Genomic DNA, 14,240 nt, shown 5'->3' on the forward strand with positions numbered 1-14,240 from the left:
AGAGCCACGACCGAGAGGAACGGACTCAAGATGACCGCCATCACACGACGACTCATGTGGGTGACACTCGCAGCAGGCATGTTCGTCCAGAGCCTGTTCGCCTTCACCGGCGGCGGCACCGTGCCGCTGACCATCGCGAGCGTCGCCCTGCTCGCCGCCACCGGGGTGCTCCACGCCTGGGCGACCCGCGGGCCGCGGTTCGCCTCCGTGCTGCTCGCCGCCGCCGCGATCGGCTTCTTCGCGGAAGTCGTCGGTGTGGCCACGAGCTTCCCGTTCGGACAGTACATCTACACGCCGTCGCTCGGCTTCTCGCTCTTCGAGGTGCCGCTCATCGTGCCCCTCGCCTGGGTGACGATCGCCTACCCCGCGGTCATCATCGCGCGGAGACTCATCGGCACGGCGCCTGGCGCGCTGCGGCGTATCGTGCGCGTCGCCGTGGCCGCGTGGGCGCTCACCGCCTGGGATGTCTTCCTCGACCCCCAGATGGTCGATTCGGGGCACTGGGGCTGGAAGCACCCTGACCCGGGGATCCCCGGCGTCGACGGCATCCCGCTCACGAACTTCCTCGGCTGGTACCTGGTCTCGCTCATCATCTGCGGGCTCATCGACGCCGTCGCCGCTCGCTCGCAGAAGGTCGACGGCGCACCGAGCGACGCGGCACCCTTCACGGTCTACCTGTGGACGTACGCGACGTGCGTCGTCGGCAACCTCACGTTCTTCGAGCGACCGAGCGTGGCTCTCGTCGGCGGCCTGATCATGGGTGCTATCGCGATCCCGCTTGTCGCCGTGCTGCTGCGCGACTGGCGGGCGAGGAGAGCCGAGCGCTCCCTCGTGGCTTCCGGGGCGCACACGGGGGACTCCCCGCGATGAGCACGGTCGCGGTGATCGGGGCGGGGGTCGGCGGGCTCGCCGTGGCAGCCCGCCTCTCCGCGCTGGGCCACGACGTCACGGTGCTCGAGCAGGCCGAGAAGGTCGGGGGCAAGCTCGGCACCCTCGAGCATGACGGCTTCCTCTTCGACACCGGTCCGTCGCTCGTGACCATGCCGTACGTCTTCGCCGAGCTGTTCGCGGAGACGGGGGCGTCGATCGAGTCGGTCGTCGAGCTCCGCCGACTCGAGGTCGCCTGCCGGTACCGGTTCGCCGACGGCAGCGAGCTCGACATGCCCGGACGGATCGAGGAGATCCCCGCTGCGCTCGACGCCGCGCTCGGTGCGGGGACCGGGCAGCAGTGGGCGCGCTTCCTCGAGCGCTCGGAGCGCGTCTGGGACATCGCCAGGGGTCCTTTCCTGGAATCGCCCATCGATGCGGCCGGGATCGCGTCGCTCGCCGTGAATCCGCTGTCGCTCGCACGGGTGGCCCCGTGGCGCAGTCTGCGCGGGTTCGGCGAGCGCGACCTCTCGGACCCTCGCCTGCGCGCACTCCTGGATCGCTACGCGACGTACACGGGGTCGGACCCGAGGCGGGCGCCGTCTGCGCTCGCGACGGTGCCCTATGCCGAGCAGGCCTACGGCTCCTGGTACGTGCCAGGTGGCCTCTGGCGGCTCGGGGAGGCCATCGCCGAACGTGCCGTGGAGTGCGGGGCGCGCATTCGCACCGGGGTCAGGGTCGCCCGCATCCTCCAGGAAGGCGCCAGGGTCTCCGGGGTCGAGACGACTGAGGGGGAGCGTCTCGCCGCGGACGTCGTCGTCGCGAACGCCGACGCCCAGTCCGTCTACGGGGAGCTGCTGCACAGCGAGGGGGCCAGGCGCGCCGCCAGGAGCCACGAGAAGCTCGACCCCTCGCTCTCGGGCTTCGTCATGCTCCTCGCCCTCGACGACCTCGAGCGTGCGAGCTTCGCGCACGACGAGGCGACGCACCACAGGGTGCTCTTCGCCGAGGACTACGACGCCGAGTTCGATGCGGTCTTCGGCGTCGGGGCGCACGCGGGGTCCGGGCCGAGGCCGGTCGAGCGGCCCACGATCTACGTCTCGGCGCCGCAGGATCCGGCGACCGTTCCGGGGCCGCACAGCGGCGCCTGGTTCGTCCTCGTCAATGCCCCAAGGCATGACCCGGAGCACGGTGTCGACTGGGACGAGCCGGGGCTCGCCGACCGCTACGCGGAGTCGCTGCTGGAGCTCATGGCCGAACGAGGCCTCGACGTGCGGCCGCACGTGAGGTGGATGCGCATCCGCACCCCGGCTGACATCGAGCGCGACACGCTCTCTCCCGGAGGCTCGATCTACGGGACGGCGTCGAACGGCGCGAAGGCGTCCTTCCTGCGGCCGGCTAACCGTCAGCCCGTCGATGGGCTGTACCTCGTTGGCGGTTCCTCGCACCCGGGCGGGGGACTTCCGCTCGTGACCCTCTCGGCGGCTATCGTCGCGGAACTGGTCGGGCCCGCCGAAGGCCGCTGAACGCCCGGAGGTCGACCCACGAATCGACGAAGCCCGCTCGACGGCCCGAAGGCTCGGCAAGCGGGCCGTGGTCGCGTGGTCCGAACTCAGCCGTAGACGGGGCCGGTGAGGTCCTCGCCTGGCCCCTTGCCGACGGGGTCCGGGTGCTCGGATGCCTCGCGGAACGCGAGCTGCAGCGAGCGCAGGCCGTCGCGCAGGGGGCGCGCGTGGTGGTCGCCCAGGTAGGGGAGGCTCGCGGTGAGCAGACCGGCGAGCGCCGAGATGAGCTTGCGGGCCTCGTCGAGGTCGAGCTCGTCGTCGCCGCTGTCCTCGTCCAGGCCGCACGCGACTGCGGCGGCGCTCATGAGGTGGACGGCGGTTGTCGTGATGAGCTCGACGGCCGGGACTTCGCCGATGTCGCGACGCAGATCACCGTACTCTGGCTCGGCTGCGGAGGGGTTTTCGAGTGAGGCGTCGGTCACGCTGGTCCTTTGTCCGGAGTTCTGGTAATGTGGCGAGCGGTTTCTGCTGTGCAGAGGCCACGAAAGAGGATTCGTCCCACCCGCGCAAACCGCTCTACGTAGGTTACCGGGTTGCTCCACTCCCTTCCTTGCCCGGCCTCGCGGCTGTGCAGGAAGAGGTCACAGAGTTCGCACGAACTGCACTTGCTGCAGGATGCGCAGACTCGGTGGCGATGGGTGGAAACACGCTGCGAGCGCAGCGTGGTTGGTGTGACGCCTCCTTTCCACATTCAGTGAAGTCAGGAGCCTTCCATCAGCGAACCACGTACCAATGACCGCATCCGTGCCAGTGAAGTCCGCCTTGTCGGCCCGGGCGGTGAGCAGGTCGGAGTAGTCAAGCTCGAGATGGCGCTGCGCCTCGCGCAGGAGTCTGAGCTCGACCTCGTCGAGGTCGCCCCCAACTCGAAGCCCCCCGTCGCCAAGATCATGGATTACGGGAAGTTCAAGTACGAGGCCGCCCAGAAGGCGAAGGAAGCGCGTCGCAACCAGGCGAACACCGTCCTCAAAGAGGTCCGTTTCCGTCTGAAGATCGACGCCCACGACTACGAGACCAAGCGCAAGCGCGCCATCGGCTTCCTCGAAGACGGTGACAAGGTGAAGGCCATGATCCAGTTCCGCGGCCGCGAGCAGTCGCGCCCGGAGATGGGTGTGCGCCTCCTCCAGCGTTTCGCCGAGGAAGTCTCGGAGTACGGCACTGTCGAGTCAAACCCCATGATCGATGGCCGCAACATGGTCATGATCATCGGCCCGTTCCGAAACAAGTCCGACGTCAAGGCTGACGCTTCCGCGAAGCGGAATGCGGCCCGCGAGGCGTCTCGAGCGGCCAAGCACGGGCAGCCGTCAACTGGCGAAGCTGCGAATGAATCTGCAGATGAAGCTGCAACAGAGTCTGTACCAGAGTCTGCAACCACAGAGGAGAACTAATGCCGAAGCAGAAGACCCACTCGGGCGCCAAGAAGCGCTTCAAGGTCACGGGAAGCGGCAAGCTCATGAAGCAGCAGGCCGGCCTTCGCCACAACCTCGAGGTCAAGTCGCCGGGTCGCAAGGCTCGACTGAACCAGGACCAGCTGCTCTCCAAGGCAGACGCCAAGGTCGCCAAGAAGCTGCTCGGCCACTAAGCCGCCCGCACCCACACTTACTGAGGAGAATCAACACACATGGCACGTGTAAAGCGGGCAGTAAACGCCCATAAGAAGCGTCGCGTCATCCTTGAGCGCGCATCCGGCTACCGTGGACAGCGCTCGCGCCTGTACCGCAAGGCCAAGGAGCAGGTCATCCACTCGATGGTCTACTCCTACCGTGACCGTCGCGCCAAGAAGGGCGAGTTCCGTCGCCTCTGGATCCAGCGCATCAACGCCGGATCCCGCGCGAACGGCCTCACGTACAACCGCTTCATCCAGGGCCTCGGCCTTGCTGGCATCGAGGTCGACCGCCGTATCCTCGCTGAGCTCGCCGTGAACGAGCCCGCGACGTTCGCCGGTCTCGTCGAGGCAGCCAAGCAGGCGCTCCCGGCCGACACGTCGGCTCCGCGCGCAGCGGCCTAGTCACCACCTCGGCCCGATTCGCTCTCTGAGTGTGCCGGCCGTATGAACATGCGGTCGAGAGTCCAGCTCTCGGCCGCATGTTCTTTTCTTAGGGCCTGCACTCTGCATCCGCACCTGGCTCGATGAGCATCCACTCAAGCAACGCAGCGCCTCGCGCGCAGGAAGAAGTCGACACCATGATCGAGAGCCCGCGCAACGCGCGCGTCAAGGACGTCAGGAAGCTCGCGCAGAAGTCGGAGCGTCAGGAGACTGGCCTCTTCGTCATCGAGGGCCCCCAGGCGGTCCGCGAGGCACTGGTCTCGCGCCCAGAGCTCATCGAGGAGCTGTTCGTCACGCCCACGGCGCTCGAGCGTCACTCCGAGCTGCGTGGCCTTGCCGAGGAGGCCCAGCTCGAGGTCGACTTCGCGAGCGAGGAGGCCATCGACGCGATGGCGGACACGCGGACCCCGCAGGGCGTCATCGCCGTGTGCCGTCAGTTCCCCGCTTCCATTCGGGATGCGCTGAGCGGTTCGCCGAAGCTCGTCGCGATCCTCGAGGAGGTGCGCGACCCGGGCAACCTGGGCACGATCATCCGAGCGGCCGACGCTGCGGGTGCCGACGCGGTGATCCTCACGGGCCGGACCGTGGACCTCTACAACTCGAAGGTCGTCCGTTCGAGCACCGGCTCCATCTTTCACCTGCCGATCGCCGTCGAGGTGACCCTGGACGTCGCCACCTCGCGCGCTCGCGACGCTGGTCTCCGTATCGTCGCCGCCGACATCGACGGCTCGGACCTGCTGTCGGCTCGTGACGCCGGCGAGCTGGCGCAGCCGACCGCCTGGCTCTTCGGGAACGAGGCTCGCGGCCTCGACGCCGAGCAGCTCGCGTATGCAGACGCGACCATGAGCGTGCCGATCTACGGGCGAGCGGAGTCGATGAACCTCGCGACCGCGGCTTCCGTCTGCCTGTACGAGAGCGCGTTCGCGCAGCGCGCCTGACCGCAGCGCACCTGTACGCCCGGGCCTCTTCGCGATACTCGCGTCGAGCGGCCCGGGCGTCTCTGTCTCTCTGCGCGTCTGGTGATCCGGATGCCTGGATGTCTGGCCGGCTGGCTGGCTGGCTGGCGGTGAATCTCGCCTCGTCTTCCGCGGTCGTCAGTCGGGTTCGGGGGTATCCTGCTCGCGTCGCGGGAGTGGCGCTCGTTCGCGTCAGTCGCTGTCGAGCGATGACAGCCAGGCGCTGTGCAGCTCGGCGTAGCGACCCCCACGGGCCACGAGATCTGCGGGGGAGCCGTCCTCCACGATCGCTCCGCCATCGAGGACCAGCACGCGGTCGGCGTCGTTGACAGTCGACAGGCGGTGGGCGATGATGACGGCCGTGCGGTCGTGCAGAAGGGTGCCGAGCGCCTTCTGGACGGCTCGCTCGCTCGGGATGTCGAGGGAGCTCGTGGCCTCGTCGAGGATGAGCACCTCCGGATCGGCCACGAAGGCGCGGGCGAAGGAGATGAGCTGGCGCTGCCCGGCCGAGAGCTTCACTCCGCGGTGGCTCAGGTCGGTGTCGTAGCCGTTCGGCATGCGTCGGATGAACGGGTCGGCGCCGATGAGCTTCGCGGCGTCCTCGATCTCCTGGCGGCTCGCGCCCGGCCGCCCGAGCCCGATGTTGGAGGCGACGGTGCCCTGGAACAGGAAGGGGTCCTGCGTGACCGTGATGACGCGTCGTCGAAGCTCGCTGTCCGGGATGTCGCGGAGGTCGACGCCATCGAGGAGCGCTTGCCCCTGCGTCGGGTCCGCGAATCGGGCGATGATGCTCGCCAGCGTGGTCTTCCCCGCCCCGGTCGGGCCGACGATCGCAACGGTCTGCCCGGCGGGGATGTGCAGGTCGACACGCTGCAGCACAAGTGGTCCGTCTCCGTAGGAGAACGCGGTGCCACGGAGGGCGATGTCACCGGGCTCGGTGACACCGCGGTGGTCCGCCGTCCGTCGGGCCGGATCCTGCTTGGCATCTCGGGCGGGTGCCGCGACGCTTGGCTCTTCCTCGAGCACGCCCGAGATCTTCTCCAGGGCCGCGACTGCGGACTGGAAGGTGTTCGCGAACATGCCGACGGCCTCCATCGGCTGGAAGAGCTGCACGAGGTACAGCGCGGCTGCGACGAGGACGCCGACGCCGATGCTGCCCTCGAGCGTGCGGAGGCCATTGACGAGCACCAGTACCGCGAGGCCGATGCTGCTGATGAGCTCGATGCCGGTGAAGAGATTGCCGAACGCCATCGCGGTTCGCCGACCGGTGTCGGTGTAGGCGCCGTTGAGTCCGCCGTACACGTCCGCGTTTCGCGATTCGGCGCGGAAGGCCTGCATGGCGCGGATGCCCGTGATGGTCTCGACGAAGCGCACGATGAGGCGCGCGGAGCGTTCGCTCGACTCGCGGTAGAGGCGTGAGGAGACGACCTGGAACCGTCGGGTGACCAGCACGACCGGCACGAAGACCGCGAACGCCACGAGGGCCGACAACGGGTCGAGGATGAGCAGGGCCGCCGCGATGAATGCCATCCGCGCGACGGCGTTGACCAGGTCGCCGAAGCCGGACTCGAGGAGCTCGGCGACCGCATCGACGTCGTTCGTCTGGCGGCTGATGACTCGCCCGGACGTGTAGCGCTGGTGGAAATCGAGGCCGAGACGCCCCGTGTGCTCGAAGAGCAGGGTCCGGACTCGCAGGAGCACACGCTGGCTGAGCGCTGCGGCATTCCGGGTGAAGAGGTTGGAGAGTCCGGCGTCGGTGATCGTCGCGAGGACCAGAGCGACGACGATGACCAGGAACGGGGCCGCGTCGCCGTCGAGCAGCGTGGGAAGCCCCGTGTCGATGGCCTGCGAGAGCAGCAGAGGCCCGGCAGCCGACGCCGCCTGGCTGATGAGGACGAGCACCCCCAGCCACACGAGGCGTGCCTTGTGCGGGGCGAGGAGCTGGCCCATGAGCCGAAGCGAGCGCCGTCGGAGCAGTCTGGCAGTGTCGCGGTCGACGCTCGTGAGGTGCTCGACCCGCACCCCGAGGGGTGCAGCAGCGCTGGGCTCGGTCACGCGACCACCTCATCGACGTGGTCGCCCTGCCAGAGCAGGCCCCGGTACACGGGGTCGGCTGCGAGCAGCTCGCGGTGCTCGCCCAGGGCCGTGATGCGACCGTCGACGAGGACGGCGACCCGGTCGGCGAGGGCGACGGTGGATGACCGGTGCGCGACCACGAGGGTCGTCACGCCGGAGAGAGCCGACCGGAGGGCCTCGGTCGCGAGGGTCTCGGTGCGCACGTCGACGGCCGAGAGCGGGTCGTCCAGGACGAGGACGCGGGGGCGCGCGAGGATGGCGCGGGCGAGCGCAAGGCGCTGCCGTTGGCCTCCCGAGAGGCTGTGCCCCTCTTCCCCGATGAGGGTCTCGAGGCCTTCCGGGAGCTCGAGCGCGAAGCCGGCCTGCGCGACGGTCAGGGCCTCCCGCACCTCGTCGTCGCTCGCGTCCGGTCGGCCGAGGGCGACGTTGTCTCTGACGCTGGCCGAGAAGAGCAGAGGCTGCTCGAAGGCGATGGCCACGTGGCCCCTGAGGTCGTCTCGGCGGAGACGGCGGATGTCGGTGCCGTCGAGCCGCACCTCGCCAGCTGTCGGATCGTGGAGGCGCACGGCGAGCTCGCTCAGCAGGCTCTTGCCGCTCCCGGTCGCGCCCACGAGCGCAAGCGTCTCGCCGGGCACGAGGGTGAGGTCGATGCCTCGCAGCACCTCGTCGCCGTCCGGCGCATCCGGGAAGGCGAAGCGCACATCCCGGAACTCGAGGACGCCGGGCCCGTCCGGAACGGGGAGCGGGTGCTCCGGGTCGGAGACTGCAGTCGCAGTGTCGAGGACCTCGAAGACACGGGTCGTCGACGCCGCCGCGTCGAGGGTGTCGGCGAAGAGGAAGCCGAGGGAGCGGACCGGCCAGGCGAGCATGAGCGCCGTGAAGAGGAACGCGGAGAGCGCACCGATCGTGAGCCTGCCGTCGGCGACGGCGATCACACCGAGGGCGAGCGAGGTGGCGACGGCGAGCTGGGGGAGCAGGATGAGCCACGAGCGCATGTCGGCCTGGCGGCGGGCCTTCTCGAGCTCGGTCTCACGCAGCGCCTGCGCCTCCTCGCGGAACGACTCGAGGAACTCTCCGCCACGGCCGAAGGCCTTGATGACCCGGATCCCCTTCGCCGCCTCGCCGACCGTCGTCGCGAGCGCCCCGGCCTGGTCCTGGCTGCGCCGGGAGAGGTGTCCGTAGACGCGCTGGAAGCGAAGGGTGATGAGGGCAGTTGGGATGCTGAACACCGCGTAGAGGCAGCCGAGCACCGGATCGAGCCAGAGGAGCACGCCGATGCCGGCGACGACCGTGAGCAGGTTGACGCTCAGCATGATGAGGCCGAACGCGAGCCACCGGCGTATCCGGTTGAGGTCGACGGATGATCTCGACAGGAGCTGGCCTGCCTCCCACTCGTCGTGGAAGGCCGCCGGCAGATCCTGCAGCCGGGCGAAGAGCTGATCCCGCACGCGTCGTTCGACGCCGACCATGGGCGTGAGCACGAAGATTCGGCGCAGGTACCAGAGGAGCGCCTCGAAGCAGCCGACGGCGAGGAGCGCGAGCGAGCCCCAGATGACGGCCGCCCGCTCGCCGGAGGAGACGGGGCCATCGACGATGAGGCGGATGATCTGCGGTCCGACGAGGCTCAGCCCGGCTGCGGTCAGGGCCGAGGCGAAGCCGGCCAAGAGGCTCCATCTGACCGGCCGCACGAACTCCCAGAGTCGGAGCAGTTCTCGAAGTCCGGGCTCAGCGCGCATCCGATACAGGCTAGTCGCCTCTGTCGGTGCAGCGGCGCGTCGGGGGAGGGCGCTGACTTCCTCGGAGACGGGGAACCTCTCGAGAAACGGAGAACTCCCCGCGGGCCGGTGCCGAGAGACTCTCGGTGCCGGCTCGCGGGGAGCATTCCTGCGGGGAGCGCGCCTAGACGCGGTCTCCGTCGCCCTGCTTGCGCAGATCGATCTGGCGCTGCGCCTCCGCCTGATCATGCTTCGTCTTCTGCCGAGCTTCCTCTTCGAGCTCGAGCACGTCGGACTGCTGCACGAGGATCAGCTCCGTGTCGGTCACATTGCCCGCATTGGTGACGGGCTCTGGGGCGGCGCCCGCGATGACCTTCGGGTTCTGCGAGATGCGCTTCTGCACCACGGTCGCGAGCCAGGACAGCAGCACGCAGGTGGCGATGTAGACGGCGCCGATGACGATCGTGACGGGAATGTACGGGCGACCGTAATCCGCCTGGCCGCCGATGAGCTTCGCCATGTAGAGCAGCTCGTTGTACGTGATGATCGAGCCGAGAGCCGTGTCCTTCAGGGTCACGACCAGCTGCGCGATGATGACGGGCAGCATCGCGCGGATCGCCTGCGGGAGCAGGATGATCTGCATGACGCCGCTCTTGCGGAGGCCGATGGCGTATCCGGCTTCAGCCTGACCGCTCGGGAGCGACTGCACGCCGCTTCGGATGACCTCGGAGAGCACCGAGCCGTTGTAGGCGATGAGCGCGATGACGACGGCCCAGAACGGCTCCATCTTGATGCCGATGGCCGGCAGGCCGTAGTACATGAGCATCATGAGGATGAGGACGGGGATCGCACGGAGACCCTCGACCACGACCGTGAACGGGATGCGGACCCACGCGTGGTCCGACAGGCGGCCGATGGCGAGGACGAATCCGAGCGCCAACGCACCAACGGCTGCGACCAGGAAGGCGCTGAGCGTGGCCCAGAGCGCCTCCGCGATCTGCGTCCAGATAGCCGCGTAGCCGAAGATCTGCCACTTGTCGGCGCTCAGGTTGCCCGTTGCGCTGAGGCGGTAGACGAGGAAGGCGACGAGGGCGACGATGACGACGACCGTCGCGATCCCGAGCAGCTTGTTGCGAGCGAGCGCGCGGGGGCCTGGGACATCGTAGAGAACAGAGGTCTGGCTCATCGGGCAACCTTCCAGTGGCGTTCGAGCGCGTTCTGCACCCACGAGAGCAGCAGCACGAGGACGATGAAGACGATGGCGACCCAGATGAGCACCTCCATCGCGTTCTCACCTCGCTCGCTCATGTTGGCGCGGATGATGCCCAGGTTGACGGCGGAGAACCCAGCAGCGACGGTGGTGTTCTTCAGCAGTGCGATGAGGACGCTCATCATGGGCGGGACGACGGCGCGTGCTGCCTGGGGGAGCACGATGAGGGTCATGACCTGCCCGAAGGGGAGGCCGATGGCTCGCGCGGCCTCTGCCTGGCCGACAGGGACGGTGTTGATGCCGCTTCGGAGCACCTCGGCGACATACGTGGCGGTGTAGACGCCCAGCGCGAGGACGCCGAGCAGCAGGTAGTCGGTGCGGCCCATGGGGAAGAGGACGGGCACCGCGAAGACGAAGATGAAGAACACGAGGGTGAGCGGGGTGTTGCGCACGAGGTTGACGTAGGCGGCGCCGACCGCCCGCGCGATCGGGACCGGCGAGACTCGCATGGCACCCACGATGAAGCCGAGGACGAGCGCGAGGAGCGCGCCCCCGAAGAAGAGGATGAGCGTCCCCAGAAGGGCCTCACTCCACAGGTCGAGGTGGTTCGTGAAGATATCGAACACGCTCGCCTTCCTTTCTGAGACAGGGCGCAAGGCGCCCTAGGTGCGAACGAGCGGCGGCGAGAGTGTGTCTCGCCGCCGCTCGCCTGTGGGATTAGTAGCGGTCGACCGCTGGCTGCGTGACCGTGGTTCCGGACGAGCCGAGGTTGTAGTCGAAGATCGCCTGCCACACGTCGCCGCCCTCTTCGAGGGTGGTGTTGATGTGGTCGCGGAGGGCGTCATCGCCCTTGGCGAGTCCGATGCCGTAGAGCTCCTCGCTGAAGGGCTCGCCGACGACCTTGAGGTTGTCGGGGTCCTGGGCGGCGTAGCCGATCAGGATGGCCTCGTCAGTCGTGACCGCATCGACCTGGCCGTTGATCAGCTGGTCGACGCACTGCGAGTACGTGTCGAACTCGGTGGTCGTGACCTCCGGGTAGTTGTCCTTGATGTTCTGGATCGGGGTCGAACCCGTCGCAGAGCAGACCGTGACACCGGCGACGAGCGAGTCGACTCCGGTGATGTCGGAGTCCGCGCCGACGAGCAGGCCCTGGCCGGTCTCGAAGTACGGACCGGCGAAGTCGATCTGGTCCTTGCGCTTGTCGGTGATCGAGTACGTGCCGACGTAGTAGTCGATGTCGCCGTTGGAGATCGCCTGCTCGCGGTTGGCGGAGGCGATCGGCTTGAACTCGATGTTCTCTTCGGTGACACCGAGCGATGCGGCGATCCAGCGTGCGACGTCGACGTCGAAGCCGGTGCGCTCACCGGTGACGGCGTCGAGGTAGCCGAGGTTCGGCTGGTCTTCCTTGACACCGACGACGACCTTGTCGCCGCGTGCCTTGATGGCGTCGAACGTAGGCGATCCCTCGATCGTGACGTCCGTCGCGACCTCGAAGACGGGTGCTTCACCGGTCGTGGTGCCTTCGCCGCCGCCTGCAGCGGGCGGAGCGCCCTCGGCGCAGCCGGTCAGTACGAGCGAGGCCAGGATGCCTGCGCCGAGAATGGCGCTGAGCTTGGTCTTTCGCATTTCTTCTCCTTCTGTTGGAAGTCTGTTGCGTCTTGCGTGAGCGTCGATGCGGGGTCTGCGCCGACGATCAGTGGGTGATGAGCTTGGAGAGGAAGTCCTTGGCGCGGTCGGTCTTCGGATGCGTGAAGAAGTCCTCCGGCGACTGGTCTTCCAGGATCTGGCCGTCGGCCATGAAGACGACCCGGTCGGCCGCCTTGCGGGCGAAGCCCATCTCGTGGGTCACGACGATCATCGTCATGCCCTCCTTGGCGAGATCGACCATGACGTCCAGGACCTCGTTGATCATCTCGGGGTCGAGCGCGCTCGTGGGCTCGTCGAAGAGCATGACCTTCGGCTTCATCGCGAGGGCGCGCGCGATGGCGACGCGCTGCTGCTGCCCACCGGACAGCTGCGCGGGGAACTTCGCGGCCTGGTGACCGATGCCGACTCGATCGAGAAGCGCCTTTGCCTCTTTCTCTGCGTCAGCCCTCGAGAGCTTGCGGACCTTGATGGGACCGAGAGCGACGTTCTCGAGGATGGTCTTGTGGGCGAAGAGGTTGAAGGACTGGAAGACCATCCCGACGTCGGCCCGCAGCGCGGCAAGTGCCTTCCCTTCCTTGGGAAGCACCTTCCCGTCGATGCGGATCTCTCCCGAGGTGATCGTCTCGAGTCGATTGATGGTGCGGCAGAGGGTCGACTTGCCGGAACCCGACGGTCCGATGACGACGACGACCTGACCGCGCTCGACGCTGAGGTTGATGTCCTTCAGGGCGTGGAATTCACCGTAGTGCTTCTCGACGTGGTCTACGACGACGAGGTGCTCGCTCTGATTTTGCATGGTGCGATTCCACCACAGCGTCAGACTCCGTCGTCGCCTATTTCTCGCTTTCGAAACGAGATGGTTACCTGATCGGTGCTTCGCTGCCGGAATTTCGGTGCTCATGGATACACCGCGAGCCTGGAAGATCGCCGGATTCTCGCGGATCTCTGGCGTCGCGCGAGAGGAACGCAGATTCCCGCCGAGTCGTCGAGGCGGCCTCTCTCACGGGGTGAGAAAGCGTGTTTCCACATGCTGGAGCCGTTGCGCACGCGGTTCGCTAAACTCGACACTTGTGTCTGACGCCTCATCGAACCCCATCACGCAGGAAGCCGTCGGCTCCGCGGTCGAAGCGGCGCTCGCCGCCATCGACGCGGCGCCCGACCTGACAGCACTCAAGCGCGTGCGCGCCGAGCATCTGGCGGAGGGCTCTGCGATCGCATCGCTGAACGCCGCCATGCGGGCCGTGCCGAAGGAGAGCAAGAAGGAAGCGGGCCAGCTCATCGGGCAGGCCCGCACCCGCGTCAACGCCGCCTTCGCCGAGCGCGAGAGCGAGCTGGCAGCGGCGGAGGCCTCCGAGCGTCTCGCTGCAGAAGCCGTCGACGTCACCGTCGCACGGCCGGCACGCGCGACCGGAGCGAGGCATCCGCTCACCGTGCTGCAGGACCGCGTGAGCGACATCTTCGTCGGCATGGGGTGGGAGATCGCGGAAGGCCCGGAGCTCGAGAGCGAGTGGTTCAACTTCGACTCGCTCAACTTCGACGCGGACCATCCCGCCCGCGCCATGCAGGACACGTTCTTCGTCGAGCCGGCAGACCGCCACCTCGTCCTGCGCACGCACACGTCTCCCGTGCAGATGCGCTCGCTCGTCGAGCGCGGCGTCCCCCTCTACGTGCTGGCCCCCGGCCGCACGTACCGCACCGACGAGCTGGACGCGACGCACACGCCCGTCTTCACGCAGTTCGAGGGCATCGCGATCGACAAGGGCCTCACGATGGCGCACCTCCGCGGCACGCTGGAGCACTTCGCGACCTCGATGTTCGGCGACGAGGCTCGCATCCGCCTGCGCAACAACTACTTCCCCTTCACGGAGCCGAGCGCCGAGATGGACATCTGGCATCCCGGCGCGAAGGGCGGCCCGCGGTGGATCGAGTGGGGCGGCTGCGGCATGGTGCACCCCAACGTGCTGCTCGCCGCTGGCGTCGACCCTGAGGAGTATCAGGGCTTCGCCTTCGGCATGGGCGTCGAGCGCACCCTCATGTTCCGCAACGCGCTGACCGACATGCGCGACATGGTCGAGGGCGACGTCCGCTTCAGCACCCAGTTCGGAATGGTGATCTAGCCGTGCGTGCTCCCTCTGCTCCTCTCAACGAAAGTCACATCTG

14 protein-coding genes are annotated in these 14,240 nt (G+C 67.9%); 7 read left to right on the forward strand and 7 right to left on the reverse strand.

The features are described from left to right. Positions 1 to 30: 30 nt before the first annotated feature. Together ITJ61_RS17240 and ITJ61_RS17245 are read left to right on the forward strand one after the other, a co-directional pair. Positions 31 to 870 carry a carotenoid biosynthesis protein gene (locus tag ITJ61_RS17240; RefSeq protein WP_104240888.1) on the forward strand — a complete coding sequence of 280 codons (840 nt, stop codon included), beginning with the start codon at positions 31 to 33 and terminating at the stop codon, positions 868 to 870. Further along, positions 867 to 2,393 (forward strand): phytoene desaturase family protein, encoded by a 1,527-nt coding sequence (locus tag ITJ61_RS17245; RefSeq protein WP_194686943.1) that lies wholly within the window; start codon positions 867 to 869, stop codon positions 2,391 to 2,393. The genes ITJ61_RS17240 and ITJ61_RS17245 overlap by 4 nt, the downstream gene beginning before the upstream one ends. Before the next feature lie 86 nt (positions 2,394 to 2,479). On the opposite strand, the gene ITJ61_RS17250 is transcribed toward ITJ61_RS17245, so the two are convergent. Beyond that, positions 2,480 to 2,854, reverse strand: coding sequence for a DUF1844 domain-containing protein (locus tag ITJ61_RS17250; protein WP_104240890.1), 375 nt, complete (start codon positions 2,852 to 2,854; stop codon positions 2,480 to 2,482). Between the two features lie 291 nt (positions 2,855 to 3,145). Between ITJ61_RS17250 and infC the strand changes: the two genes are divergently transcribed. From infC to ITJ61_RS17270, 4 genes are all read left to right on the forward strand, one after another. Then, entirely contained in the window at positions 3,146 to 3,817 is a 672-nt protein-coding gene (gene infC / locus ITJ61_RS17255) for a translation initiation factor IF-3 (protein ID WP_104240891.1), read from the forward strand. Continuing rightward, a complete protein-coding gene (gene rpmI, locus ITJ61_RS17260) occupies positions 3,817 to 4,011 on the forward strand; it encodes a 50S ribosomal protein L35 (protein WP_104240892.1) in 195 nt (64 codons plus the stop codon). The genes infC and rpmI overlap by 1 nt, the downstream gene beginning before the upstream one ends. Positions 4,012 to 4,050: 39 nt before the next feature. After that, the gene (rplT, locus tag ITJ61_RS17265; RefSeq protein ID WP_068481110.1) at positions 4,051 to 4,437 is read left to right on the forward strand and encodes a 50S ribosomal protein L20; all 387 of its coding nucleotides are present in this window, start codon (positions 4,051 to 4,053) and stop codon (positions 4,435 to 4,437) included. A gap of 176 nt (positions 4,438 to 4,613) precedes the next feature. After that, on the forward strand, positions 4,614 to 5,414 hold the full coding sequence (locus ITJ61_RS17270; RefSeq protein WP_104240893.1) for a TrmH family RNA methyltransferase: 801 nt from the start codon (positions 4,614 to 4,616) through the stop codon (positions 5,412 to 5,414). Positions 5,415 to 5,624: 210 nt separating this feature from the next. Here the strand turns inward: ITJ61_RS17270 and ITJ61_RS17275 are convergent, their stop codons facing one another. From ITJ61_RS17275 to ITJ61_RS17300, 6 genes are all read right to left on the reverse strand, one after another. After that, on the reverse strand, positions 5,625 to 7,487 hold the full coding sequence (locus tag ITJ61_RS17275) for an ABC transporter ATP-binding protein (RefSeq protein ID WP_308471581.1): 1,863 nt from the start codon (positions 7,485 to 7,487) through the stop codon (positions 5,625 to 5,627). After that, positions 7,484 to 9,244, reverse strand: a complete 1,761-nt coding sequence (locus ITJ61_RS17280) for an ABC transporter ATP-binding protein (RefSeq protein ID WP_194686944.1) — start codon at positions 9,242 to 9,244, stop codon at positions 7,484 to 7,486. Before ITJ61_RS17280 ends, ITJ61_RS17275 begins: the two co-directional genes overlap by 4 nt. Positions 9,245 to 9,407: 163 nt before the next feature. After that, on the reverse strand, positions 9,408 to 10,409 hold the full coding sequence (locus tag ITJ61_RS17285; RefSeq protein WP_104240895.1) for an amino acid ABC transporter permease: 1,002 nt from the start codon (positions 10,407 to 10,409) through the stop codon (positions 9,408 to 9,410). Next, positions 10,406 to 11,059: an amino acid ABC transporter permease gene (locus ITJ61_RS17290; protein ID WP_104240896.1), complete on the reverse strand. Its 654-nt coding sequence runs from the start codon at positions 11,057 to 11,059 to the stop codon at positions 10,406 to 10,408. Before ITJ61_RS17290 ends, ITJ61_RS17285 begins: the two co-directional genes overlap by 4 nt. 91 nt (positions 11,060 to 11,150) lie before the next feature. Next, positions 11,151 to 12,059, reverse strand: a complete 909-nt coding sequence (locus tag ITJ61_RS17295) for a glutamate ABC transporter substrate-binding protein (protein ID WP_104240897.1) — start codon at positions 12,057 to 12,059, stop codon at positions 11,151 to 11,153. A gap of 67 nt (positions 12,060 to 12,126) precedes the next feature. Beyond that, positions 12,127 to 12,876 carry an amino acid ABC transporter ATP-binding protein gene (locus ITJ61_RS17300; RefSeq protein WP_104240898.1) on the reverse strand — a complete coding sequence of 250 codons (750 nt, stop codon included), beginning with the start codon at positions 12,874 to 12,876 and terminating at the stop codon, positions 12,127 to 12,129. Between the two features lie 274 nt (positions 12,877 to 13,150). On the opposite strand from ITJ61_RS17300, the gene pheS reads away from it, so the two are divergent. Next, on the forward strand, positions 13,151 to 14,197 hold the full coding sequence (gene pheS / locus ITJ61_RS17305) for a phenylalanine--tRNA ligase subunit alpha (protein ID WP_104240899.1): 1,047 nt from the start codon (positions 13,151 to 13,153) through the stop codon (positions 14,195 to 14,197). Positions 14,198 to 14,240 lie beyond the last annotated feature (43 nt).

It is taken from the genome of Pseudoclavibacter sp. VKM Ac-2888 (assembly GCF_015351285.1).
GTDB lineage: Bacteria > Actinomycetota > Actinomycetes > Actinomycetales > Microbacteriaceae > Pseudoclavibacter.